This window comes from Streptomyces sp. NBC_00704 (assembly GCF_036226605.1).
Lineage (GTDB): Bacteria > Actinomycetota > Actinomycetes > Streptomycetales > Streptomycetaceae > Streptomyces.
On sequence record NZ_CP109000.1, the window covers coordinates 391760 to 417103 of the forward strand.

17 protein-coding genes are annotated in these 25344 nt (G+C 73.0%); 10 read left to right on the forward strand and 7 right to left on the reverse strand.

The features are described 5' to 3' along the window. The first annotated feature begins 4 nt into the window (after window positions 1-4). Together OG802_RS01580 and OG802_RS01585 are read left to right on the forward strand one after the other, a co-directional pair. Window positions 5-1222, forward strand: coding sequence for a S1 family peptidase (locus OG802_RS01580; protein ID WP_329406394.1), 1218 nt, complete (start codon window positions 5-7; stop codon window positions 1220-1222). A gap of 288 nt (window positions 1223-1510) precedes the next feature. Continuing rightward, window positions 1511-2200 (forward strand): pectate lyase, encoded by a 690-nt coding sequence (locus OG802_RS01585; RefSeq protein ID WP_329406395.1) that lies wholly within the window; start codon window positions 1511-1513, stop codon window positions 2198-2200. 380 nt (window positions 2201-2580) lie between these two features. On the opposite strand, the gene OG802_RS01590 is transcribed toward OG802_RS01585, so the two are convergent. Then, window positions 2581-4236 carry a sigma-70 family RNA polymerase sigma factor gene (locus OG802_RS01590; RefSeq protein WP_329406396.1) on the reverse strand — a complete coding sequence of 552 codons (1656 nt, stop codon included), beginning with the start codon at window positions 4234-4236 and terminating at the stop codon, window positions 2581-2583. Window positions 4237-4644: 408 nt separating this feature from the next. Between OG802_RS01590 and OG802_RS01595 the strand changes: the two genes are divergently transcribed. Continuing rightward, entirely contained in the window at window positions 4645-5835 is a 1191-nt protein-coding gene (locus OG802_RS01595; RefSeq protein ID WP_329406398.1) for an MFS transporter, read from the forward strand. A 694-nt stretch (window positions 5836-6529) separates the two neighbouring features. Here the strand turns inward: OG802_RS01595 and OG802_RS01600 are convergent. Continuing rightward, window positions 6530-8131 carry an MFS transporter gene (locus OG802_RS01600; protein ID WP_329416888.1) on the reverse strand — a complete coding sequence of 534 codons (1602 nt, stop codon included), beginning with the start codon at window positions 8129-8131 and terminating at the stop codon, window positions 6530-6532. A gap of 288 nt (window positions 8132-8419) precedes the next feature. Here OG802_RS01600 and OG802_RS01605 point away from each other — a divergent pair, with 288 nt between their 5' ends. From OG802_RS01605 to icmF, 4 genes are all read left to right on the forward strand, one after another. Further along, complete coding sequence (locus OG802_RS01605) at window positions 8420-9484, forward strand: hypothetical protein (protein WP_329406400.1); 1065 nt, start codon at window positions 8420-8422, stop codon at window positions 9482-9484. Between the two features lie 134 nt (window positions 9485-9618). Next, window positions 9619-11097 carry a glutamate--cysteine ligase gene (locus OG802_RS01610; RefSeq protein ID WP_329406402.1) on the forward strand — a complete coding sequence of 493 codons (1479 nt, stop codon included), beginning with the start codon at window positions 9619-9621 and terminating at the stop codon, window positions 11095-11097. Window positions 11098-11239: 142 nt separating this feature from the next. Further along, window positions 11240-11737 carry a peptidylprolyl isomerase gene (locus tag OG802_RS01615; RefSeq protein ID WP_329406404.1) on the forward strand — a complete coding sequence of 166 codons (498 nt, stop codon included), beginning with the start codon at window positions 11240-11242 and terminating at the stop codon, window positions 11735-11737. A 266-nt stretch (window positions 11738-12003) separates the two neighbouring features. Further along, on the forward strand, window positions 12004-15234 hold the full coding sequence (icmF, locus tag OG802_RS01620) for a fused isobutyryl-CoA mutase/GTPase IcmF (protein WP_329406406.1): 3231 nt from the start codon (window positions 12004-12006) through the stop codon (window positions 15232-15234). Window positions 15235-15580: 346 nt separating this feature from the next. On the opposite strand, the gene OG802_RS01625 is transcribed toward icmF, so the two are convergent. Continuing rightward, window positions 15581-16600, reverse strand: coding sequence for a LacI family DNA-binding transcriptional regulator (locus OG802_RS01625; RefSeq protein WP_329406407.1), 1020 nt, complete (start codon window positions 16598-16600; stop codon window positions 15581-15583). Between the two features lie 306 nt (window positions 16601-16906). On the opposite strand from OG802_RS01625, the gene OG802_RS01630 reads away from it, so the two are divergent. The 3 genes from OG802_RS01630 (at window position 16907) to OG802_RS01640 (ending at window position 20392) form a co-directional block, all read left to right on the forward strand. Next, a complete protein-coding gene (locus OG802_RS01630) occupies window positions 16907-18658 on the forward strand; it encodes an RICIN domain-containing protein (RefSeq protein WP_329406409.1) in 1752 nt (583 codons plus the stop codon). 146 nt (window positions 18659-18804) lie between these two features. Then, window positions 18805-19380, forward strand: coding sequence for an AMIN-like domain-containing (lipo)protein (locus OG802_RS01635; RefSeq protein WP_329406411.1), 576 nt, complete (start codon window positions 18805-18807; stop codon window positions 19378-19380). 226 nt (window positions 19381-19606) lie between these two features. Next, window positions 19607-20392, forward strand: a complete 786-nt coding sequence (locus OG802_RS01640; protein WP_329406412.1) for a polysaccharide deacetylase family protein — start codon at window positions 19607-19609, stop codon at window positions 20390-20392. 25 nt (window positions 20393-20417) lie between these two features. Here the strand turns inward: OG802_RS01640 and OG802_RS01645 are convergent, their stop codons facing one another. From OG802_RS01645 to OG802_RS01660, 4 genes are all read right to left on the reverse strand, one after another. Next, entirely contained in the window at window positions 20418-21461 is a 1044-nt protein-coding gene (locus OG802_RS01645; protein WP_329406413.1) for a YihY/virulence factor BrkB family protein, read from the reverse strand. Between the two features lie 363 nt (window positions 21462-21824). After that, window positions 21825-22271: a hypothetical protein gene (locus OG802_RS01650; protein ID WP_329406415.1), complete on the reverse strand. Its 447-nt coding sequence runs from the start codon at window positions 22269-22271 to the stop codon at window positions 21825-21827. A 201-nt stretch (window positions 22272-22472) separates the two neighbouring features. Continuing rightward, on the reverse strand, window positions 22473-24023 hold the full coding sequence (locus tag OG802_RS01655) for an MFS transporter (RefSeq protein WP_443055160.1): 1551 nt from the start codon (window positions 24021-24023) through the stop codon (window positions 22473-22475). Between the two features lie 214 nt (window positions 24024-24237). Continuing rightward, on the reverse strand, window positions 24238-25305 hold the full coding sequence (locus tag OG802_RS01660; RefSeq protein WP_329406417.1) for an AraC family transcriptional regulator: 1068 nt from the start codon (window positions 25303-25305) through the stop codon (window positions 24238-24240). Window positions 25306-25344: the final 39 nt, after the last annotated feature.

Below are 25344 nucleotides of genomic sequence, written 5' to 3' on the forward strand. Positions count from 1 at the left end.
TCCCATGAGACGCACACGGCTCGGCCCCCTCTGTCTGGCGGCGCTGTTGACCCTGGGCGGGCTCGTCGGCGCGGGTATCTCCCCCGCGGCGGCGAGCGGCCAGGCCCCGGCGCCACCCGCCGCCGGCCCCGGCTCCCACGCCTCCCGGCCCGCCGCCGCTTCCACCGGCGGCGACTCCGCCCGCGCCTCCGCGGGACTGCTGCGGGCCATGCGCCGGCAGTTCGGCCTCACCGAGCGCGAGGCGAGCGCCCGGCTGCGGGCGGAGCGGGCCGCCGCCGCCCTCGAACCGAGGGTGCGCCGCACGGCGGGCTCCGCGTACGCGGGGTCCTGGTTCGACGCCGCCGACGGCCGTCTGACGGTGGCGGTCACCTCGCGGGCGTCGCAGGCCACGCGCACGGCGATCGGCTCCGCGGGAGCGGTGGTCCGCGTCGTCGAGCACAGCGCGAGTTCGCTGGACGCGGCCAAGTCGCGCATCGACCGGCTCTCCGCCCCCGCCGGCGTGGCGGGCTGGCACGTCGACCCGGCCGCGAACGGCGTGGTGGTCACGGTCGTCCGCGACCGGCGCGCGGACAACGATGTCCGGCGCTTCCTCGCACAGGCCCGCGCCGCCGCGCCCGTCACGGTGGAGACCGTCGCCGCGGCGCCGCGCACCTTCGCGGCCGGCACGGTCGGCGGCGACCCCTACTACACGGGCAACGTCCGCTGCTCCATCGGCTTCTCGGTCCACGGAGGCTTCGTCACCGCCGGCCACTGCGGCACCGCCGGTGCGGGCGTCCGGGGCTGGGACGGCTCCTACGTCGGCGAGTTCCGGGGCTCCTCGTTCCCCGACAACGACTACGCGTGGGTCAGCGTGGGCAGCGGCTGGTGGACGGTGCCGGTCGTGCTCGGCTGGGGCACGGTCCCCGACCAGCTGGTGCGCGGGTCCGCCGAGGCGCCCGTGGGCTCCTCCGTCTGCCGCTCCGGGTCGACCACCCACTGGCACTGCGGGACGGTGCTGGCCAGGAACGAAACGGTCAACTACAGCCAGGGCGCGGTGCACCAGATGACGAAGACGAGCGTCTGCGCCGAAGGCGGCGACTCCGGCGGCTCGTTCATCAGCGGGGACCAGGCACAGGGCGTCACCTCCGGCGGCTGGGGCAACTGCTCCTCCGGCGGCGAGACCTGGTTCCAGCCCGTCAACGAGATCCTCGGTCGCTACGGACTCACCCTGCACACCTACTGACCGCCTGCCGCCGCCCCGCGCCGTGCGCGTCCACCGCGACCCGGCGCACACGGCCCGGCGGCGCACAGGCCCGGGACGCCCCGGCCCTCCTCCCCGAGGACACCCTCGGGGCCCGGGGCTCCCGGCACCGAAGGGCGGGGGTGGCCGCATGTCAGGCGCGGCCACCCCCACCCGGCCACTCGCCCGCCCGCCCCTCCGCCCTTCCTCGCCCTCGCCCCGTCCCCTGAACACCCGTGGCGCCGGGCCCGTATGCAGTCCCGACTGCTTTCGGAAAGGCGCGGTGATCACGTGACGGCTCGCTCTCCCCACTCCGGGCACCGCAGGCCGCAGAACAGGACCCCGCTGATCGCCGCGGTCGCGGCGGGCGTGCTCGGCCTCGCGATCGCCGCGCAGGCCGCTCTCGCGACCGGGAGCGAGGGCACGGCCGGTGTGCGTGCGCTCGCGGTGCCGCGGGCGGCCGGCGAGGAGCGGCTCACCGCGACACGGCGGATCACCGGCGTCTTCGACGGGGAGCTGACCAGGTTCACGGCGGCGGCGACGCCGTCCCCGAAGGGGCAGAGGGTCGGTGGCCGGGACCCGCTGTTCGAACTCGCCGACGGCGCCGTCCTGAAGAACGTGATCCTCGGCGCCCCCGCCTCCGACGGCGTCCGCTGTCTGGGCAGCTGCACCCTGGAGAACGTGTACTGGGAGGACGTCGGCGAGGACGCCGCGGCCTTCCTCGGCGAGTCCCCCGACGCCGCCTACGTCGTCAGCGGCGGCGGCGCGGCCGGGGCGGCGGACACGGTGTTCCGGTTCGACGGCGCGGGCACGCTGACCGTGCGGAACTTCGAGGCGGTCGGCTTCGGCGAGCTGGTCCGCTCCTGCGGCGACTGCGCGAAGCGGTTCCGGCGTCATGTGGTGCTGGAGGACGTCACGGCCACCGCCCTCGGCGGCGACCTGGCCGGGTCGACTCCGACCTCGGCGACACCGTCCGGCTGACCGGCGGCACCGTCCTGGACGACCTCGGCCGCGAGGTCGTGCCCTGCCCCGCGCGAAGGTGCTCCCGACGGCCGGTGCAGGCAAGTCGAACGCTTCGCGCATCGCCCGGAGGGGCGGGTGACCCGGCATCCGGGAGGGACCGGCCGGACGGCACCTGCTCGCCACACCCGACCCCCGCCTCCGGCCGGACGGCGGTGCCCCTGCGGGGGGCACGTGCGGGCCCGGCAGGACGCCCGGCCCGCACGGCGGGCGTTCACGACGGACCGGAGGGGCCGGAGGGGCCGGAGGGGAAACCGCCGGGCGGGCAGGCCGGACTGGAAAGCGCCTGGCGGGCAGGCCGGACGGGAAAACGCCTGGCGGGCGGCCCGGCGGCCTCGCGGTCAGAGCTTGGCGCCGAAGTTCTGCGTCCACCACGGGCCGCCCGATCCGTCGTGGATCCCGACGCCGATGTTCTTGAAGGAGCAGTTGAGGATGTTGGCGCGGTGGCCGGGGCTGTTCATCCAGGACGTCATCACCGACTGGGCGGTCTGCTGCCCCATGGCGATGTTCTCCCCGTAGGTGGACCAGCGGTAGCCCGCGGCCGTGATGCGTTTCCCGGGGTCGGCGCCGTCCGGGTTGGTGTGGTCGAAGAAGCCGCGGGCGGCCATGTCGTCGGAGTGCCCCTGTGCGGAGTTGCGCAGCAGGGGGTCCTCGGTGAGGGGTCCGCAACCGGCCTTCGCCCGCTCCTCGTTGACGAGCGCGATCACCTGGGACGAGCGGTCCGACGACCCGGACCGCACCGTCGGCCTGCGGGATGCCGGCGGACGCGAGCCGGCCGGCTTCGCCGCGGGAGCCGCCGACGCGGTGGCGCTCTTGCGGGGGCGCGGCGAGGCGCTCGCGCTCGGCGACGACGACGGTGACGGCGACGCGGACGCCGTCGGGGAGGCGGACGGCGACGGCGAGGTCGCGGCACCGGCGTCGGGGGTGGGACGGCCGGAGATCAGCGCGTCGTCCACGGGCCGTACTGCGGTGCTGTCCTGGGCGCCGCCGTCCGGCCGCAGGCCGAAGTAGAGGAAGCCGCCGCCCGCCACGCACGCCGCCACGACCGCGCCGCCCACCGCGCGTCGCCGGGTGCGCCGCCTGCGCCGGGTCGCGGTGCGGGACGCCGAGCGGCCGGCCGTCGAGTGCCGTGAGCCGGACCGGACGGTGACGTCCGGTCCGCCCTCGGGGAGGGAGGACGCCGAACCCGCCAGGGCGACCGTGTCGGCGGCGGCGCGCGTCCGCGCGAGCAGCGCGGAGGACGCGGCGACCAGCGCGAGACCGGCCAGCAGCCCTTCCGCGGGCACCAGTCCGCTCCACAGACCGGAGCACTGGACGCACCCGCGCGCGTGGCGGGCTATGCGCTTGCGCCACAGCGTCGAGGGCCGGCCGTCCCACGCGGCCAGCTCACCGCGCAGTTCCGGGCACGGCGGCTGGGCCTCCAGGGCCCGCACGACCACACGGGCAGCCTCCAGCTGCGCCTTCATCCGCTGGACGCGGACCGCGGTGTGCTGCGGCGAAAGGGCGAGGGCCTCGGCTATCTCGGCCCGGGTGAGTTCACCGGCGCACTCCAGCCACCACAGGGACAGCAGCCCCCGGTCGTCCGGCTCCAGCCAGCGCGTGGCCAGAGCGGTCTCCTGGCGCTGGCCGGACAACTGCAGCCGGACGATGGTCAGATCGACGAAGTCGGCGCCCGGGTCGGCCACTTCGTCGGCCTCCTCCATGGCGGTCCGGGTCGGCTGCTGCCGGTTCCAGTGCGCCCGGACCTGGTTCATCGCGATCGCCACCAGCCAGGAGCGGAAGCTCTCCGGGTCGCGCAGCGCGCCGAGCGAGTCCAGGGCGCGCAGCATGGTGTCCTGCACGACGTCGTCCACGTCCACCGAGCCGTTCAGCGCCCGGCCCACGATGTTGTAGACGAGCGGGAGGTACTCGCCGACGAGCGCCTCCTGGGCCGCCTGGTCTCCCGCTCGCGCGGCGGTCACCAGCGCCGTCGTCTCCACCGTGTGCCGTTCACTCATTGCAGCTTCCCTGTCGTCGATTCCGAACGGTGCTGTCCGTCGCATCGGGGATCTCCTCGGGGGCGACGGATAACAGTTCTTCGGAAAAACGTGCGAGGACAGACACTGTCGCCGTACGCCCCCCGGTGCAATGGAGGCGGTCACATCCGGACGCCCCCGTGCAGATTCCGTAAGCGAACTCCGTGCGATCTCGGGCCATCTCGGGCGGTACCGAACGATCTCGGGCGGTTTCGGGCACTCTTGGGGCGTGCGCGGGCGTGCGGGCGGCCGGTTGCGTGGTCCCGCTCACGCGCGGCGGCGCCGTCCGCCGGTCCCCGGCCGCGGGTGCCGGGCCCGGCGTGACGACTCGCCGTCCGAGCGGGCCCGGATCGCGGCGGTCGCGGCGGTCGCGGTACTACTGTCGCCGGCATGGACCGTGATGGCCGACGATGGCTCCCCTGTCTGCTCGGCGGCACGGTGTTCGCCGTCTGCATGGCCGGCACCACGCTGCCGACCCCCCTTTACGGCCTGTACCAGGACAAGTTCGGCTTCTCCGAGCTGACGGTCACCGTCGTGTACGCCGTGTACGCCTTCGGCGTCATCGGCGTGCTGCTGCTGGCGGGCAACGCCTCGGACACGGTGGGCCGGCGGACGGTGCTGCTGTGGGGCCTGGGCTGCGCGGCGGCGAGCGCGGTCTGCTTCCTGTGCGCCACCGGACTGGGCTGGCTCTACGCGGGGCGGCTGCTGTCGGGGCTGTCGGCCGGACTGTTCACCGGGGCGGCGACGGCCTACGTCATGGACCTGGCCCCCCGGGGCGGGGCCTCCCGGGCCACCCTTGTGGCGACGGCCGCCAACATGGGCGGCCTGGGCTGCGGTCCGCTGCTCGCCGGACTGCTCGCGCAGTACGCCCCCTGGCCGCTGTACCTGCCGTTCCTCGTGCATCTGGTCCTCGTGGCCGGCTCGGCCGTCGTGGTGGCGCGGCTTCCGGAGACGGTGCCCGAGCGCAGGCCCGTGAGCAGCGTGCGGCCGCGGCGACCGGCCCTGCCGGCGCAGGTGCGGGCGGTGTTCGGGCCGGCGGCGACCGCGTCGTTCGCGGGGTTCGCCCTGTTCGGCGTGTTCACCTCGGTCAGTCCCGCGTTCCTGGCCGAGTCCCTCGACGTGACCGACCACGCCGTCAGCGGACTGGTCGTGGCGCTGGCGTTCTTCGCGTCGACGGGCGGGCAGTCGGCCGTCGGCCGGGTCGGCGTGCGGCGGGCGCTGCCCCTGGGCTGCGCCGCGCTGCTGGCCGGTCTCGCGCTGCTCGCGGGCGCGTTGCGCTGGGAGTCGCCGGCGCTGGTGGTGCTGAGCGCGCTCGTGGGCGGCGCGGGGCAGGGGCTGGCGTTCCGCGCGGCGCTGTCGGCGGTGGCCGAGGCGTCCCCGCCGGAGCAGCGGGCGGCGGTGATCTCGACGCTCTTCGTCGTGGCGTACACGGGGATCTCGGTGCCGGTGATCGGCGTGGGCCTGCTGACGGACCCGCTCGGTCTGGAGGGCGCCGGGCTGGTGTTCATCGCGTGCATGGCCGTCCTCGTGACGACCGCGGCCGCCTACCTGTTCCGGCGACCGCTGCCGGCGAGGACGTGAGCCCGACGAACCGTCCGACCGGAGGCCCACGTTCCGGTCCGCCGGCAGGCGCGGCGCCGCTCATGGGGTGGGCGGCGGCGGCCGTCGGGTGCGGTGGGACCGCCGGCCAGGGTCTGCGCACCGGCGATGATGCGCCGATCCCGCGGCGAGCCGTGCCTCCCGTGCGGGGCGAGCCATGCTTCCCGTCCGCGGCGAGCCGTGTTTCACGTCCGGGGCGGGCCATGCTTACCGTCCGAGGCGGGCCGTGCTTCGCGTCCGCGGCGAGCCGTGCCTCCCGTGCGGGGCGGGCCATGCCTCCCGTGCGGGGCGGGCCATGCTTCCCGTCCGGGGCGGGCCGTGCTTCACGTCCGGGGCGAGCCGTGCCTCCCGTGCGCGGCGAACCATGCTTCCCGTCCGGGGCGAGCCGTGCCTCCCGTCCGGAGCGGGCCGAACACGCCTGGGCGCGTCCGTACGAGTGGCTTCGCTCCACCGGCGAACCGACGGGGGGCCGGCCCGCGTTGGGCAGAACCCAGCCGTCATCACCGGAAAGGCCCCTCCATGCGACGTACCGCTCTCCTGGCCGTCTGCGCTCTGGTCAGCGCCGCAGCCACGGGATTCTTCACCACCAGCGCACTGCGCAGCCGCTGACGCACGGGCCGGGGCCGCGGACCGTCCGCTTCCCCGGCCGTGCGGCCGACCCGCCGGGCCCGTGCCCTCAGCCGCGAGCGGCACCCTCCTTCGTCGCCTCTTCGTCGGTCCCCCTGCCGCCGGGGTGCCGCAGCGCGCACAGGTAGCCGACGCCCAGCGCGACGGCCATTCCGTAGAACACGTACTGGTTGGCCTCGGCGAAGTCCATGCGGATCGCGGCCATCTGCTCCCGCACCGTCTGCGCGACCGCGCCGCCGCCGCTCAGCGGGCGGTCGTCGCCGCTGCCGGTCACCGATTCCGCGACGTTCCTCGCCGCGTCCCCCGCCGCCGACGACGGCACTCCGTGCGATTCCAGCGTGTCCCTGACGTTGTCGGTCATGGCGTGGGTCAGCAGCGTGCCGAACAGGGCCAGTCCGACGCTCGCCGCGTAGTTGCGGATGGTCTGGGTGATGCCGGTGACCTCGCCGTACGAGGCGTCGATCGCCCGGTTGACGGCGTCCGTGGAGGCGGGCGCGAGGATGAAGCCGATACCGGCCCCCGCGAGGCCCGCGTAGGGCCACTGGTCGTGCATGGACAGGTCGGTCAGCTTCCCGGCCCAGAGGGCGAAGCCGACGGCGCCGACCACGCAGCCCAGTTTCATCGTCGGCCTCGCGCCGCGTTTGTCGAGGATCCGCCCGCCCCACTGCGAGGCGAGCGCGAAACCGACGAAGAAGTACAGCAGGTACAGGGCGGCCTGGTTGGGCGACGCGCTCAGGGAGACCTGGGCGTACACGGAGGCGAAGAAGAACAGCGGGACGAAGGCGAGCATGGCGAAGAACAGCACGAGCCCGTCGACCACGAACGCCCGGTCGCGGAAGACCGCGAGCTTGACCAGCGGATGGGCCGTGCGCAGTTCGTAGCGGCAGAACAGCCACAGCACACCGAGGCCGCCCACGATGCAGATCCAGGTGTACGCGCTGTCCCATCCCCACGCCGACGCCTGCTGGAAGCCCAGCACGCTGGCGCCCATGCCGAGAGCGACGAGCACGGCGCCGGGCACGTCGAGGCGCTCGTCGCGGCGGCGGTCGGACACGTGGGCGAGCGCGGTGAGGACCAGCGCGACGACGGCCACGGGCACGTTGACCCAGAAGATGGCCCGCCAGGTCCAGTCGGTGAGCCAGCCGCCGAGCAGCGGACCGACGGCCGTCAGGGCCCCGGTGACGCCGAAGAACAGGGCGAGCGCGCGGCCGCGCCGCTCCACCGGGAACACCGCGACGACCACCGCCAGCGCGGCGGGGAAGAGCAGGGCCGCGCCGAGCCCCTGGGTCGCGCGGAAGACGATGAGCCAGCTCAGGGCGAAGTCGCCCCGGGGGACGCAGCCGCACAGCACGGACGAGACCACGAACACGACGGTGCCCACCACGACGATGCGCCGGGGGCCGAACAGGTCGGCCAGTCGTCCGCCGAGCGCGAAGAACGCGGCCAGGGACAGCAGGTAGGCGTTGACGACCCACTGCATCCCGGACGCGGACAGTCCGAGTTCGTCGACGATGTCCGGCGTCGCGATCGCCACGATGGTCTGGTCGATGAACGTCATCGCCACCGCGAACATCATGGCCGCGAGCGCCACTGACTGCGAAGGAGCACCCCGGCCCACGGGCGCGCCGCCCGCCTGCTGCTTGGTGTACATGCCAGTCATTCCCTCAGTCTGCTCCGGCTCGGGTGACGACGCATGCGGTGAGCGGCGGACCACGGCCCCCGCGGTAAGGCCTGCCCTCCGACGGCGGCGAACACCTCCAGCGCCCGGACGCGCGGCCACGACCCGCGTCCCGCGTGGCGCTTCCGGTCTGACGGAACGTCGGCGAGTCCGCCCGGTCCGGGGCGGCGCGGGAACGCCGTGGCCGTGTCGGGCGTCTTCCGGGGAGCCCGGCGTCCGGCCGACATGCGTGAGCGGCCCGGCGGGGGGAAGCTGGCGATCATGGTGCGCAAGAGCGCGCGGCCCAGTGAGACGCAGGACGTGGAGGCGGCCCTCGACGAGCTCTACGCCGCTCCGCCGTCCGAGTTCGTCCCCCTGCGCGAGCGACTGGCCCTCGCGGCGAGGACCGGCGGACGTCCGCAGGACGCCCGCCGCCTGCATGCCGCCCGCCGTCCGACCCTCGCGGCCTGGGCGGCGAACCTGCTGCTGCGTGCGCGGGAACAGGAGAGCCGGCGGTTCCTGGAGTTGGGGCGGGCACTGCGCGAGGCCTACGGGAATCTGGACGCCCAGGGGATCAGGGAGCTGTCCGAGCAGCGCCGGAGCGTCGTCTCCGCCCTGTCCCGGCAGGCCGCCGAGCTGGCGGCCGAGGCCGGGCACCGGCTCTCGGACGCGGCCCGGCAGGACGTCGAGGCGACGCTGCGGGCCGTGCTCGCCGACCAGGACGCGGCGGACCGGTGGGCGGCGGGCCGACTGGAGAGCGCCCTCACCCCGCCGTCGGAGTTCCCCTCCGTCACCGGCGCGGCGACCGGCGGACCGGCCCGGGCGGGATCCGCGAAGCGGCCGCCGGGCTCGTCCCGGTCGGACCCGCCCGAACCCTCGCCCCGATCCCCCCGTTCGTCCCGGTCCTCACAGTCGTCGCAGCGGTCGCAGCGTTCGCAGTCGTCCCGGAGACAGGACGAACTGGCCGAACGGCGCCGGCGCCGCCGGGAGCAGGAGGCCGAGGCACGCCGGGCGTCCGAGGCCGCCGATCGCCGCCTCGGCGACCTGCGGGCGGCGCTGGCCGGGGCCGAGGACGAGCTGCACCGCGCTCAGGACCGCCAGGACCGGGCACGCCGGCAGCACGCCGACGCCGGACAGCGGCTGCACGACGCGGAGCGGGACCTGCGGCGGGCCGAGCGGGAGATGCGGCAGGCCGAACAGGACCTGCACGGCGCGGAGCAGGAGCGCCGGACGGCCGACGAGCGGCGCCGGGCGGCGGCGGACGCCGTGACCGCGGCCGGGCGGGAGGCCAGGGACGCCGAACGGAAGCTGCGACGCCTCACCGGGCCGCAGTCCGGTCCCGGCTGAGGCGTCCGGCCGGGACGCTGCGGCGGGCCGGGCCGGCCCGCCGGCGGTGCCCGTCGTCCCGCGTGGTGCGGGGCGGCCCGCGGTGCGACGCTGGAGGCACGAGGCGTCCGCCGCCGGGCGAGCCGGGAGGGCCGATGGGACGAGATGTCCCGGCGCTGGTCTTCACCCGCGAGGACCGCCGCCGGTACCGGATCAAGATGCAGGAGAACCTCGACGTGTTCGCGCAGATGCTGCGCGAGTCGCGGTTCGAGTCGGAGCGGCCGCAGGTGGGTCTGGAGATCGAACTGAACCTCGTCGACGACGAGGCCGAGCCGGCGATGCGCAACAACGACGTCCTGGAGGCGATCGCGGATCCGGCCTGGTCCACCGAGCTGGGCCGCTTCAACCTGGAGATCAACGTCCCGCCGCGCCGTCTGACCCAGGGCGGTCCGGACGCCTGGGAGTCCGAGATCCGTGCCGCGCTCAATCACGCCGAGGAGCGCGCCGCGTCGGTCGGCACTCATCTGATCATGGTCGGGATCCTGCCGACCCTGCGGCAGCAGGACGTCGGCGAGGGGGCGCTGTCGGAGAACGCCCGCTACCGGCTGCTCAACGACCAGGTCTTCGCCGCGCGGGGCGAGGATCTGCGCATCGAGCTGGACGGCGTGGACCGCTTGCGCACGTACGCGGACACGATCACGCCCGAGGCCGCCTGCACCAGCACCCAGTTCCACCTCCAGGTCTCCCCCGACGAGTTCGCCCCCTACTGGAACGCGGCGCAGGCGGTCGCCGGCGTGCAGGTGGGGCTGGCGGCGAACTCGCCGTTCCTGTTCGGCCGGGAGCTGTGGCACGAGACCCGGATCCCCCTGTTCGAGCAGGCCACCGACACCCGCCCGCAGGAGATCAAGGTGCAGGGCGTGCGCCCGCGGGTCTGGTTCGGAGAGCGCTGGATCACCAGCGTCTTCGACCTCTTCGAGGAGAACCTGCGCTACTTCCCGGCGCTGCTTCCGCTGTGCGACGAGCAGGATCCGCGCGAGACGCTGGCCGCCGGGGACGTCCCCGAACTCGCCGAGCTGACCCTGCACAACGGGACGATCTACCGCTGGAACCGGCCGGTGTACGCCGTCGCGAACGACCAGCCGCACGTCCGGGTGGAGAACCGCTGTCTGCCGGCCGGCCCGACGGTCGCCGACACCCTCGCCAACGGCGCCTTCTACTACGGGATCACCCGCGCTCTGGTGGAGGAGGAGCGGCCGGTGTGGTCGCGCATGTCGTTCCAGGCCGCCGAGGACAACCTGCACGCGGCGGCCCGGCACGGGATCGAGGCGCGGCTGTACTGGCCGGGGATGGGCGAGGTGCCGGTGCCCGAGCTCGTCCTGCGCCGTCTGCTGCCGCTGGCCCACCGGGGCCTGGAGCACTCCGGCATGGACGCCGCGTGGCGGGAGCCGCTGCTCGGCATCATCGAGCAGCGCTGTGTCACCGGCCGCAACGGGGCGGTGTGGCAGAAGGAGACGTTCCGTCGCATCACGGCGGCCGCCCACGCGGGCCGCCACGAGGCGCTGCGGCGGATGACGCGGCAGTACATCGACTACATGCATCTCAACGCCCCGGCGCACACCTGGCCGGTCGACTGATTCCGGGATCGGCGTCTGCGCAGATCAGCGCGGTGTGCGGTGCGCCGGGCGGCGGTGGGCGGGGGCGCCCGCGCGGGCGGGGGCGGGGCGACACGGGACCCCGCGGTGCGACAGCACGGAGGGGACCGTGCAGGATAGAGGTATGACGATCAAGGTTTACTTCGACATCACCATCAACGACCAGCCCGCGGGCCGCATCAACTTCAACCTCTTCGAGGACGTCGTGCCGAAGACGGCGGAGAACTTCCGCGCGCTGGCCACCGGCGAGAAGGGCTTCGGCTACGCCGGCTCCTCCTTCCACCGGGTCATCCCGGCGTTCATGCTCCAGGGCGGCGACTTCACCCGGGGCGACGGCACCGGCGGCAAGAGCATCTACGGCGAGAAGTTCGCCGACGAGAACTTCCAGCTCAAGCACGACCGTCCCGGCCTGCTGTCCATGGCCAACGCGGGCCCGAACTCCAACGGCTCGCAGTTCTTCGTCACCACGGTGGTGACCGACTGGCTCGACGGCAAGCACGTGGTGTTCGGCGAGGTCGCCGACGAGGACAGCATGGCCCTCGTGAAGAAGATCGAGGGGCTCGGCTCCCGTGGCGGCGGCACCTCGGCGAAGATCACGATCTCGGCGTCCGGCCAGCTCTGATCCGAGCGGCGGGCCGTCCGGCCGGCGGGGCGGTCGCCCCGGCCGGCCGAGGCCGGAGCCGGGGGCGCCGTCCGGCCGCCCCCGGGCCGGCCCCGCGGCGCGCTTCCCGGCTTTCCCCGCCGTCCCCACCGCTCGGCTCCCCCCTTCCTCCGGCTCCCCCTCCCCGGCGCACGGTCTGTGCTTCTGGTCACACCGCTCGCCCTATTTACTAGGACGTCCTACTATTTTCTCAGTAGGCGTCACCGTGACCTGTCTGGGAAGGCCCCATGAGCGATCTGCACCGGCCCGTGCACCCCGTCCGTCTGGTCACGGCTTCGGCCCTGTTCGACGGGCATGACGCATCGATCAACATCATGCGGCGGATCTTCCAGTCCCAGGGCGCGGAGGTGATCCACCTCGGCCACAACCGCTCGGTCCAGGAGGTCGTCGACGCGGCGCTGGAGGAGGACGCGCACGGCGTGGCCGTCTCCTCCTACCAGGGCGGACACGTGGAGTACTTCGAGTACCTCGTCGAGTCGCTGCACGCGCGCGGGGCGGAGCACGTCCGTGTCGTGGGCGGCGGAGGCGGCGTCATCGTCCCCGAGGAGATCGCCCGGCTGCGCGCGCGGGGGGTGACGATCTTCTCCCCGGAGGACGGGCAGCGGATGGGCCTGGCCGGCATGGTCAACTCCGTCGTCCGCGACTGCGACTTCGACCTGTGGGACGCCAAGCCGGCCGACGCGGCCGGGGTGCTCGCCGGCGACCGGTTCGCCGTCGCCCGCGCGATCACCGGCGCGGAACTCGGCAAGCTGCCGGAAGACTTCACGGACCAGGTGCGGGCCACGGCGGCCGGGCGCACCACCCCGGTGCTGGGCATCACCGGCACCGGCGGCTCGGGCAAGTCGTCGCTGACCGACGAACTGGTGCGCAGGTTCCGGGTGGACCAGCAGGACAAGCTGCGGATCGCGGTGATCGCCGTCGACCCGACCCGGCGGCGGGGCGGCGGCGCGCTGCTCGGCGACCGGATCCGGATGAACTCGCTCGACGGCAACCGGGTGTTCTTCCGCAGCCTGGCCACCCGCGGCAGCCATGAGCTGCCGGAGCACCTGTCCGACGTGATCGACGTGGTCAAGGCGGCCGGGTTCGACCTGGTCATCGTGGAGACACCGGGCATCGGCCAGGGCGACGCGGCGATCGTGCCGTTCGTCGACACCTCGCTGTACGTGATGACGCCGGAGTTCGGCGCCGCCTCGCAGCTCGAGAAGATCGACATGCTCGACTTCGCCGACGTCGTGGCGATCAACAAGTTCGAACGGCGCGGCGCGAAGGACGCGATGCGTGACGTGGGGCGTCAACTGGTGCGCAACCGCGAGGCGTTCGGCAAGCGGCCGGAGGACATGCCGGTCTTCGGCACCTCGGCGGCCACCTTCAACGACGACGGCGTCACCGCCCTGCACCAGTACCTCAAGGCCGCTCTCGCGGAGAAGGGTTTGCCGCTCTCGGAGGGCCGGCTCGCGCCCGTGGACGTGCGCCACTCCTCCGGCATCCGGCAGGTGGTCCCCGCGGACCGCGTGCGCTACCTCGCCGAGATCACCGAGAGCGTCCGCGCCTATCACGCCGAGACCGAGCGGCTGGCCGAGGCGGCGCGCCGGGTGCAGCGGCTGGAGACGGTCAGCGGCGAACTCGCCGAGGCCGGCGCGGACGCGGCGAACGTGCACGCGCTCCTCGACACCGCCCGCGGCGACCTTCCGCGCCCGGTCGCCGAGCAGCTCCGCGAGTGGCCGGCCGTCGTGGCCGCCTACTCCGGGGACGAGCAGGTGGTGCGGATCCGCGACAAGGAGATCCGCACCAAGCTGACCCGCGAGTCCCTGTCGGGCAACAAGATCCCGCGCGTCGCGCTCCCCCGCTTCACCGACCACGGCGAACTGGTGCGGTTCTGGCGCCGGGAGAACCTGCCCGGCCGCTTCCCCTTCACCGCCGGGGTGTTCCCGTTCAAGCGCGACGGCGAGGACCCGGCGCGCATGTTCGCGGGCGAGGGCGACCCGTTCCGCACGAACCGGCGCTTCAAACTGCTCTCCGAGGGCCAGCCCGCCACCCGGCTGTCCACCGCGTTCGACTCGGTCACCCTCTACGGCCGCGACCCCGACGAACGGCCCGACATCTACGGCAAGGTCGGCACCTCCGGCGTGTCGGTGGCCACCCTGGACGACATGAAGGCGCTGTACGACGGCTTCGACCTCGTCGCGCCCACCACCTCCGTCTCCATGACGATCAACGGCCCCGCGCCGACGGTGCTGGCGTTCTTCCTGAACACCGCCGTCGACCAGCAACTGGACGCCTTTCGCGCCGCCGAGGGCCGCGAACCCACCGCGGAGGAGGCGGCCGAACTGCGGGCGCGCGCGCTGGCGAGCGTGCGCGGCACCGTCCAGGCCGACATCCTCAAGGAGGACCAGGGCCAGAACACCTGCCTGTTCTCGACCGAGTTCAGTCTGCGGATGATGGCCGACATCCAGGAGTGGTTCATCGCGCAGAAGGTCCGCAACTTCTACTCGGTGTCGATCTCCGGCTACCACATCGCCGAGGCCGGCGCGAACCCCATCAGCCAGCTCGCCTTCACCCTGGCCAACGGCTTCACCTACGTGGAGGCCTACCTCGCCCGGGGCATGCACATCGACGACTTCGCGCCGAACCTGTCGTTCTTCTTCTCCAACGGCATGGACCCGGAGTACTCCGTCCTCGGCCGGGTCGCCCGCCGCATCTGGGCCGTCGCCATGAAGGAGAAGTACGGCGCGAACGAGCGCAGCCAGAAGCTGAAGTACCACGTCCAGACCTCGGGACGCTCCCTGCACGCCCAGGAGATGGACTTCAACGACATCCGCACCAGCCTTCAGGCGCTGATCGCGATCTACGACAACTGCAACAGCCTGCACACCAACGCCTACGACGAGGCCGTCACCACGCCGACCGAGGAGTCGGTGCGCCGGGCCCTGGCCATCCAGCTGATCATCAACCGGGAATGGGGCCTGGCGATGAACGAGAACCCCTTGCAGGGGTCGTTCGTCATCGACGAGCTCACCGATCTGGTGGAGGAGGCGGTGCTCCAGGAGTTCGACCGGATCAGCGAGCGCGGCGGCGTGCTCGGCGCGATGGAGACCGGCTACCAGCGCGGCCGCATCCAGGACGAGTCGATGCTCTACGAGCAGCGCAAGCACGACGGCACCCTGCCCATCATCGGCGTCAACACGTTCCGCAACCCGCACGCCGAGACCGCCGAGCCCGGCGTCATCGAACTGGCCCGCGCGACCGAGGAGGAGAAGGTCTCGCAGCTGGAGCGGGTGCGCGCCTTCCAGGCCGGGCACCGTGACGAGGCGCACGAGGCGCTGACCGCCCTCAAGGACGCGGCGGTGAACGACCGCAACGTCTTCGCCGTCCTCATGGACGCCGCCCGGGTCTGCTCCCTCCAGCAGATCACCGACGCCTTCTTCGAGGTGGGCGGCCAGTACCGCCGCAACGTCTGAGCGCAATCCGTGCGACGGCCCCGGCCGCGCCGCGTGTCCCTTCCCGATCACCGCGTCCCGACGCGGAGAGCACGGAAGGGGCCGCGGCGCGGCCGGGGCCTTCCCGCTGCACGCCGCACCCGCGACGGCGGCTACCGGTACCGGGGCGTCAAGGCGTCAAGGCGTCAAGGCGTCAAGGCGTCAAGGCGTCAAGGCGTCAAGGGCGACCGTACCGAAGCGTCGGTGCGCTGAGCACAAGCTCCGAGGCGGTGTCAAAGGGGCCGGCGTCCCGGAACCACCCGAGTCCGGCCCCGGAACCACCCGAGTCCGGCAGGGCCCGCGGCCGGGCCCGAGCCGTCGGCGAGGCTCAGCTGGACTCGCGGACGACCAGCCGGCACGGCACGGTGTGCACGCCGGGGCGCGGCTCGGCGTCGATGGCGCGCAGCAGCTCCAGGGCGGCGATCCGCCCGATCTCGGCGAGGTTGGTGTCGACGGTGGTGAGGGGCGGGCGGCTGGCCAGGGCCATGGTGTCCCAGTTGTCGTAGCCGACGACGGCGACGTCCGCCGGCACCGTCACCCCGCGCTCGCGCAGGGCGTCCGCCACCCCCCGGGCGATCTGGTCGTTGCCGCAGAAGAAGGCGTCCGTGTCGGGGGCCGTGCGCAGCACCGCGTCGGCGGCGCGGCGGCCCCACGCCTCGCTCCACTCGCCGTAGTGGATGCGTCCCGTCGACGGCTCCAGTGAGGCGCCCGCCAGTTCCTCGACCGCGAACCGCGCCCGTTCCCGGGCGGCCGCGTGGTGCTCGGGACCGGTGACGTGCGCGATGCGGGTGCGTCCGGTGGACACCAGGTGCTCGATCGCCAGCCGCACGCCCCCGCGGTCGTCGGTGACGACGGAGGCGTCCGACGGATCGGTGGACGGGGAGAGCGCGTAGACGACGGGAACGGACTCCACACCGGGCAGCGGCGGCCGCGGGTCGGTACGGCGTCCGGCGACGATGATGCCGTCCACCCGGCGGTCCATGAGATTGCGCAAGTGGTGCTGCTCGCGGATGGCGTCGCCCCGGGTGTCGCACAGCAGCACGGAGATCTTCCCCGCTCCCAGTGCGTCCTCGGCGCCCAGCAGCACCGGCGTGCTGAAGCGGCCGATGCCGTCCGTCGTCATCAGACCGACCGTCCAGCTGCGTCCGCTGTGCAGGCTCTGCGCGTGCTGGTTCGGCCTGAACCCCAGCTCCGCCACCGCGTCCATCACGCGCTGACGCGTCTCGGGACGCATCCGCCCCCCGCCGTTCAGGGCCTTCGACGCCGTGCCGACGCTGACGCCGGCGAGGGCGGCGACATCGGTCAGCCGGGCCCGGCCTTCGGGGGGAGAGCCTGGAGCAGAGGTCACGAGCAAACCTTTTCCTGAGCTGTGCGGTCGCCCGACATGGTGGCAGGTGACGGCGCGTTTTGCCAGTCCATGGGGGAAAACAAAAATTCCCTGCCCCGACTCTTGACCGGATAGGCCCGCTGCCCTCTACTTTCACGACGAGAAAACGGTTTCTCAAGCGGGACCTCACCGCCGCTCCCCACTGCTCCCGGGCCGGCCGCGAGGGCGGCGGTACGCACGTCCGGCTGCCCCTGCCCTGAAGCCCGTCCTTCCCACTCCCTCCCCCTCTCCCCTCTCCCCTCTCCCTCCATGAGGAGAACACCCTTCATGAGCCGCACCAGATCACCCCTGCCCGTACGCCTCGGCGCCGGCGTCGCCGTGGCCGCGCTGTCGGCCGCCGCCCTGGCCACCGCGGCGCCGGCCGACGCGGCGCCCACCTCCGCCACCACGCTGGTCGTCGACGCCGGCCGGACCCTGCGTCCGGTCACCCATGTCGCCACGGGCAGCCTCTACGGCCTCGCGGACAACGCCACCCCCACCGACAGCCTGGTCCAGGCGCTGAAGCCGAACACGTTCGTGCAGATGGCGCCGGGCGGCTCCCAGCTGCCCAACGGCGAGCCCCGGCCGGCCGGCGACGCCCTGGTCGTCGCGCCGAAGGCGGCCCGCGCCGGCGCCAAGGTCGTCGTACGGATGCCGGACTGGTACCCGAACTTCCCCTACCGGTGGGTGAGCTGGGCGGACTGGCTGTCCGCCGTCGACAAGCAGGTCGCCTCCGTGCAGTCCTCGGGCGCGACGAACATCAGCGCCTACGAACTGTGGAACGAGCCCGACTGGACCTGGGACACCGCGAAGGCCGGCGCGTTCGACGACGGGTGGGCACGCACCTTCAGGGAGGTCCGCGCCAAGGACGCCAGGACGCCCATCCAGGGACCCAGCCACTCTGCCTGGAACCAGTCCTGGATGACCTCGTTCCTCACCGACGCCAAGGCGAGCGGCACGGTCCCCGACGTCATCGCCTGGCACGAACTCCAGGGCAGCTCCGGCATCGCCGCCCATGTCGCCGCCTACCGCTCGCTGGAGTCGAGCCTCGGCATCAGCCCGCGCCCCATCGACATCGAGGAGTACGGCACCCCCGACGAGATGGGCGACAGCGGCGCGCTCATCGGCTACGCCGCCAAGTTCGAGCGGGCCGGAGTGCGCGACGCGGAACTCGCCTTCTGGAACCACTACGGCACCCTCGGCGACACCCTCACCGACACCGGCGGCTCGCCCAACGGCTCGTACTGGACCTACAAGTGGTACGGCGACATGTCCGGCAACATGCTGGTCACCACGCCTCCCGCCCAGACCGGCATCGACGGCATCGCCTCCCTCAACGGCGCGGGCAACCAGATCGGCGTCGTCGCCGGCGGGTGCAGCGGCTCCTGCGCCGTGACGGTGAAGGGCCTCTCCTCGCTTCCGGCGTTCGGCGGCACCGTCCACGTGAAGCTGGAGTACAGCCCGAACACCGGCCGTCTCACCGCCTCCCCCGGTCCTATCACCGTCTCCGAGGCGAACTACACCGTCTCGGGCGGCTCGATCACCGTGCCCGTCACCATGAACGCCGCCGACGGCTACCACCTGGTGATCACCCCGAGCGGCACGAACACCTCGCTGGCCGGGCGCTACCAGATCACCAACAAGAACAGCGGACTCGCCCTGGACACCAGCGGTGCGGGCACCGCACAGGGCACCGCCGTCGTGCAGTCCACGTCCACCACCGCCACCGACCAGAACTGGACCCTGACCGCCGCCGGTTCGGGCCTGTACAAGATCGTCAACCAGAAGAGCGGCCTGCTGCTCGGCATCACCAACGCGGGCACCGCTGACGGCGGCACCGCGCTCATCTGGGGCGACAACGGCACCGCCGACCACCTCTGGCAGGTCATCCCGGCCCGTGACGGCTACTACAAGATCGCCAACTACAACAGCGGCCGGCTGCTCGGCGTCGACGGCATGAGCACGTCTTCGGGCGCGCGGGTCCTGCAGTGGACCGACAACGGCACGGCGGACCACCTCTGGAGGCTGACCTCGCGCTGACCGCCCGTCCGTCCGTGTCCCCGGCCGATGTCGGCGGCCGGGGGCACGGACACGTTCGGGCCCACCGAGACGGAAAAGGGTGCAACCCCAGGGGCGTTCCGGTTGTCTCAGTAGATGTCCGACACGCACATCCCTCGGGGGAGACCATGATGCGAAGCAGAACCGTCTGGGCCACCACCGCCCTTCTCACCGTCACGCTCGGCGCGTCCATGGCTCCCGCCGTGGCAGCGCCCGCCACCGCGGCGCCCGCCGCCGCCGTCGTCTGTCCCACCGGCTGGGGCAGTCTCGGCAAGACGTACCTCGCCTCCGCCACCACGTCGGTGACGAACGTGCGCACCGGCCGCCACGACTGCTACGACCGGTTCGTCGTCGACGTGCCCGGCGCGAGCGCCGACCGCCTCGGCTTCTCCGTCGGATACGTCGACCAGCTCTACCAGGACGGCTCGGGCCGCCCCATCCCCGTCGGCGGCGGGGCCATCCTGGAGATCCGGGTCGACGCGCCCGCGTACGACGTCCAGACCGGCGCCTCCACCTATCCGGGCCGGGTCGCCCAGCCCCTGCCCGGCGTCGACCTCGCCGGGTACCGCACCTTCCGGGACACCCGCTACGGCGGGAGCTTCGAGGGCGTCACGCAGTTCGGACTCGGCGTGCGGGCCCGCCTGCCGTTCCGGGTGCTGCGCCAGGCCGACCACCTCGTGGTGGACGTCGCGCACACCTGGTGACCTCACCGGATCCCCGGATGCGGCGGCGCGTTCGCACCCCGGCGTCGGGCCCGTCAAGGGCGACGACGAGCGCCGCCGCACCGCCGTACGGCCCTCGTTCGTCCTCTCGTTCGTCCCCGAACTCCCGCGGAAGTGTCCGCAATCGGTAACAGGCGGATCCTGCCGCGTCGTTTCGCCGTCCTGACAACTGCACGGGACACACGGACACGACGAGGACAGGGCAGACATGGCGCGGCATGGCGGGCGGGGTTGGTACGGCCGGGTATTCGCGGCGGCGATCGGGGTCACGACAGTTGCGGCCGTCACCTCGGTGTGGACCGCGCAGGCCGGTCCCGCCTCCGGCGCGCACGCGGACGCGGGCGTGTCGGCGAGCCCGTCCCCGGGCAGTCCCGGCTCGGTCCCGGCGAAGGTGTCGGTGGACATCGCCCACGCCTCCGACCACGGCGCCCACGGCGTCAACATCACCGTGGACGACGGGCCGGACCCGAACTGGACCCCGCAAGTGCTCGAGGTGCTGCGGGAGAACGGCGTCAAGGCGACCTTCTGCATGGTGGGCACGCAGGCCAAGGCCTACCCGGACATGGTCAAGGCGGTCGTGGCGGAGGGGCACCGGCTCTGCGACCACACCGTGTCGCACGACACCACGATGGACAAGAAGTCCGAGAGCTACCAGTCGCAGCAGATCCTGGACGCCGAACGCATGATCACCGAGGCGTCGGGCGGCGTCCGGCCCCTGTACTACCGGGCTCCGGGCGGCGCGTTCACCCCGTACAGCCGCAACCTCGCCGCCTCGCACGGAATGCGGCCGCTGGGCTGGAACGTCGACACCAAGGACTTCGAGAAGCCGGGCTCGGCCGCCATCGTGGCGACCGTCAAGAGCGAGGTCTCCAACGGCCCGACGATCCTCTTCCACGACGCGGGCGGCGACCGGTCGGAGACCGTGGCCGCCCTGCGCGAGGTCCTTCCGTGGCTGAAGCAGCAGGGCTACTCCTTCGGCTTCCCGGTGCGCTGAGCGCCGCCGCCCGCGCCCGGGCGCGTCACTCCTGCGCCCGGCGCTTGTCCTCCTCGCTCCACGCGCGGGTGTCCCGTGGCCGGACGTAGGGTTCCTCGCCCTCCGGCAGACCGCCCGCCTCGGCACGCTGACGGGCGAGTTCGGCGTCGAACTCCAGGCCCAGCAGGATCGCGATGTTGCTGATCCACAGCCACACCAGGAACACGATCACACCGGCGACCGTGCCGTAAGTCTTGTTGTACGAGGCGAAGTTGGCCACGTAGAACGCGAACCCGGCGGACGCGACCAGCCAGATGAGCAGGGCCACGACGCTGCCGGGGGTGATCCACCGGAAGCCCCGGCCGCGTACGTTCGGCGCCGCCCAGTACAGGATCCCCACCATGACGGTGACCAGGACGACCAGGACCGGCCACTTGGCGATGGACCACACCGTCAGCGCCGTGTCGCCGACGCCGAGCGCTGCGCCCGCCTGACGGGCCAGGCCGCCCGTGAACACCACGATCAGCGCGCTGACCACGGCGAGCACCAGCAGCACCACCGTCACGCCCACCCGGATCGGCAGCACCTTCCACACCGGCCGCCCTTCGGGCATGTCGTACACCGCGTTGGCGCTGCGGATGAACGCGGCGGTGTAGCCGGAGGCCGACCACACCGCGAGCACGAGTCCGACGACCGCCATGACGGAGCCGACGCCGCCCCGGCCCTCCAACTGCTGCACGGCGTCGCTGATGACGTCCCGGGCGGAACCCGGCGTCACCTTGCGGAGGTTGTCCAGCACCTCGTCGGTCGCCGACTTCCCCGCCACTCCCAGGAGCGACACGAGGACCAGCAGGGCCGGGAACAGCGACAGGACGCCGTAGTACGTGAGCGCCGCGGCCCGGTCCGTGAGTTCGTCGTCCTGGAACTCCCGCACGGTGCCCTTCAGCACGGCCCACCAGGACCGCTTCGGCAACTGCGCCGGTTCGTCCGGCTGGTTGCGTTCCACCCGGTCGTCCGGACCCGCCGTCTGCTCCCGGCCGGACGCCGGAGCCTGGGCGCGGCCGTCGTGGGAATTCGCTCTCGCTGCCATGTCACCGGAGTAACCGCTGAAGGCCGCACCATGCGCGCGACGGCACGGTCGCCTCGGCCCGGCGGGACACGAAGGGGTTCCGGCCACCGGTTCGACCGGGAGTCTGCCAGGCGGCGCTGCGGTACCGCCGGTCGGTCGGTGCGCCGACGGTGCCGGCTCCGGGAGCGGAACGGTCGCCCGACCATGCGTCACACGAACGCAGCACAAGGGTTCATGAGGGAACGTCAGGACAGGCCCCACCCGGACTGACGCGCCCCGGCCTCCGGCACGCCCCGGCCCCCGGCACGGGGTGGACGCTGTTGGTCGGTTCCAACAGCGTCCCCGGGGTGCGCCGGGGGCCGTTCTGCCGAGGCGACCGGTGGGTCAGATCCGGCCGCCGGTGAGCCGGGTGATCGGGCCGTGCGTGTGCCGGCCGGAGCGGCGGCCGACGGCGTACGAGGCGGCGGTCAGCGCGGAGAGACCGGCGGCCGCTCCGGCGGCGACCAGCTTCCGGTGGGCGATGACCGTCCACGCCGTCTTGGCGGTCGCGGCGACATGGCCGGTCGTCGTCACGATCGCCTGGCGGCTCGCCTCGACGCCCCGCGCCGCGCCCTGGGCCGCGCTCTGCACGGCGCCGGTGGTCGCCTCGGCCGAACGCTCGACGCCGTTCTTGGCGGCGGAAGCGGCGCCGGACGTCTTGCTCGCGGCGCTCTGCGCGGCCTGGGAGGCCGGAGCGGTGGCCTTTGCGGCGGAGTTGCGGGCCTTGGCGGCCGTCGCCCCCTTGGTGCCGGACTCCTGGTTCGTCTTCCTGTTCGGTTCAGTCATGGACATCGCGTTGCCCCTCACTCCGACGGCAAACCCCGGCCGCGGCGCGGGAACCCGCGAACGCGACGGCGAACGGCGGGCGGGACGAGGGGTGATCGTGGGGTCGGACGAACGCGACAGACGCAGACGAACGCGGGCGGACGCAGGTGTCGGCAGGCGAGGGGCGGTGCAGCGGCGGACGAAGGGGGCGGTCCTGCGTGGCTGGGGTCAGACGCCGCCGGGGGTCGCGCCGCCCTTCAGGCGCTCCAGGTCCGAGGGGCGGACCTGGATCACCACGACCGCGACGAGCGCGGCCAGCAGCGTGAAGATGGCCGCCATCACGAAGGCCGCGGTGACGCCCGCCGTGAGGATCTCGTCGGACCAGGGCGAGGGGACCACGCCGGTGCGCCGGAAGCGCAGCCGCTCGGCCGGGGTCGCCTGCGCCAGGAAGTCGGGGATCTGTTTGTCGGCCTCGTTGCGGCTGGCCGTGCCGTACATGGTGACGAGAATGGACAGGCCGAGCGAACCGCCCACCTGCTGGGTGGCGTTGAGCAGCCCGGAGGCCGCGCCGGTCTCCCGCGGGGAGACGTTGGACAGCGCCATCAGCGTGAGGGAGACGAACTCCATGCCCATGCCGAGGCTGAAGACGAGCATCGGCCCGAGGACGCTGCCCGCGTACGTGGAGTGCACGTCCGTCAGGGTCAGCCAGGACAGGCCCGCGGCCGCCAGCACCGCGCCGGCCACCATGAAGGGCTTGGGGCCGAACTTCGGCAGGAACCGTGAGGCCAGCCCGGCGCCCACCGCGATCACGGCGCTGACCGGCAGGAAGGCGAACCCGGCCGCGAGCGGGCTGAAGCCGAGCACGTTCTGCACGAAGAGCGTGAGGAAGAAGAACATGCCGAAGATCGCGGCGGCGAGGCACAGCATGATGCCGTACGTGCCCGCCCGGTTGCGGTCGGCGAACATGTGCAGTGGTGTGATCGGCTGCCGTGAACGCCGTTCGACCAGGATGAACAGGGCGAGGACGACGACGGCCGCGGCGAACGAGGCGAGCGTGAAGGGGTCGCGCCAGCCCTCCTGCGCCGCTCTGATGAACCCGTACACCAGCAGCACCATGCCCACGGTGGAGGTGAGCGCGCCGGCGACGTCGAAGTGGCCGGGGTGGCGTTCGGACTCCTTGATCCAGCGCGGTGTGGCCAGCGCGATCAGCAGCCCGATGGGGACGTTGACGAACAGCACCCAGCGCCAGTTCAGGTACTCGACGAGGATGCCGCCCGCGAGCAGGCCGATCGCACCGCCGCCCGCCGAGACCGCGGCGAACACGCCGAAGGCCCGGTTGCGTTCGGGGCCTTCACGGAAGGTGGTGCTGACCAGGGAGAGCGCGGTCGGGGACGCGATGGCGCCGCCGACGCCCTGCAAGGCGCGCGCGGACAGGAGTTGGGCCTCGTTCTGGGCGAGTCCGCCGAGCAGGGAGGCGAGCACGAAGAGCAGCACTCCGCAGACGAACATGCGCCGTCGGCCGAGGATGTCGCCGGTGCGGCCGCCGAGGAGCAGCAGCCCGCCGAAGGTGAGCGTGTAGGCGTTGACCACCCAGGCCAGGCTCGTGGTGGAGAAGTCCAGGGAGCGCTGGATGTCCGGCAGGGCGATGTTCACGATGGTGATGTCCAGGACCACCATCAGCTGGCACGAGGCGATGACCAGCAGCGCCATCGCGTGTCCCCCACCGTCCTGTCGGTCGGTGGTGCGGGGCGCGGAGGTGGGCTGCGGAGCGCTGCTCATGACGTGTCGCCCGCACGGGGGCGGGCCCTGGGGAGAGTTCGGCGGACGGTGTCGTCCGCGGTCGTGTCCACCGTTCGACGGTACGCCCGCCCCCGGAGCGTCACCACTCGATCATCCGGGGCCCGGTGCGGGACCGGGCGCTCCGCCCCGCCGTGCCAGGACTCCCCTGTTGTCCTGGCACGGCCGGGAACGGCGCGGACCAGCGCCGCGGTGTTCACCATGATGCGGGAGAGACGCCCGGGGTGTCGTTGGCGGAGCGTCCACGAACGCTTGGCACGGTGTCCACCACGTCGCCGTGCGGGTGGGCGGCGTGCGGGACGGTGAGGGCCCGTTCGCGCAGTTCGCTGGGGGGCAGTCCGTAGGCGGTCCGGAAGGCCCGGGTGAACTCGGCGGCGCGCGGGAATCCCCAGCGGGCGGCCACCGCGTGGACGGGCAGGGCGCGCAGCCGCGGGTCGAGGAGTTCCCGGCGGGCGTTGTCCAGTCGCTGGTCGCGGATGTAGGAGGCGACGGTGAGGCCCTCGGCCTGGAACAGGCGGTAGAGGTAGCTGCGGGAGATGTGGTGCGCCGCGGCGATCGTGGCGGGCGTCAGGCCGGGGTCGTCGAGGTGCCGTCGGATGAACGTCTTGACGCGCAGGACGAGGGTGCGACTGTGCGTCTCCGGCGGCAGGCGCAGGTCGGCGTCGGCGGCGTGCGCGAACGCGGTGGTGACGAGGTCCGTGACGACGGTGCCCAGCCGGGGCGCGTCGGCGGGCTCGTAGACGGAGGTGTCCGAGACGAGTTGGAGCAGGAACTGCGCCAGCAGGGCGCCGACTCCCTCCCGTCCCGAGATGAGGCTGCCGAGTACACGGTCCGCGTGGCGGTCGGGCACGGCCACGAGGGCGCGCGGCACCTCGACGCCCACGATGGTGACGGGGTCGGCGCCGGTGAATATCTCGCCGGGCCGGGACGAGGAGTTGGTGTGGAAGTCGTGGACGCGGTAGGCGCTGCGCTGCCGGCCCCAGTCGGCGGCCCCTTCGCCCTTCAGCAGGAGGGACAGGTGGTAGGTCTCGGGGTCCGAGCGGCGGATGAGCTTGGGCGTGCGGCGGAAGACGAGTTGGTCGAAGGTGGCGGGCCACAGCGTCACGTCGCCGAGTCCGATCACGCGTTGCCGGCCCCGGTAGTCCGCCGTGCGTTCGCTGTCGAGGTGCATGGGGGCATGGGTTCGGCCCATGCGCTCCGTCCACGCCTCGAACCGGGCGCTCTCCGGCAGGTCCGTGGTGCGGAAGACCGACTCGTGCAGCACGCAGGCAGTCAACCACACCGCGCTGCCGTGCCGGTGGGG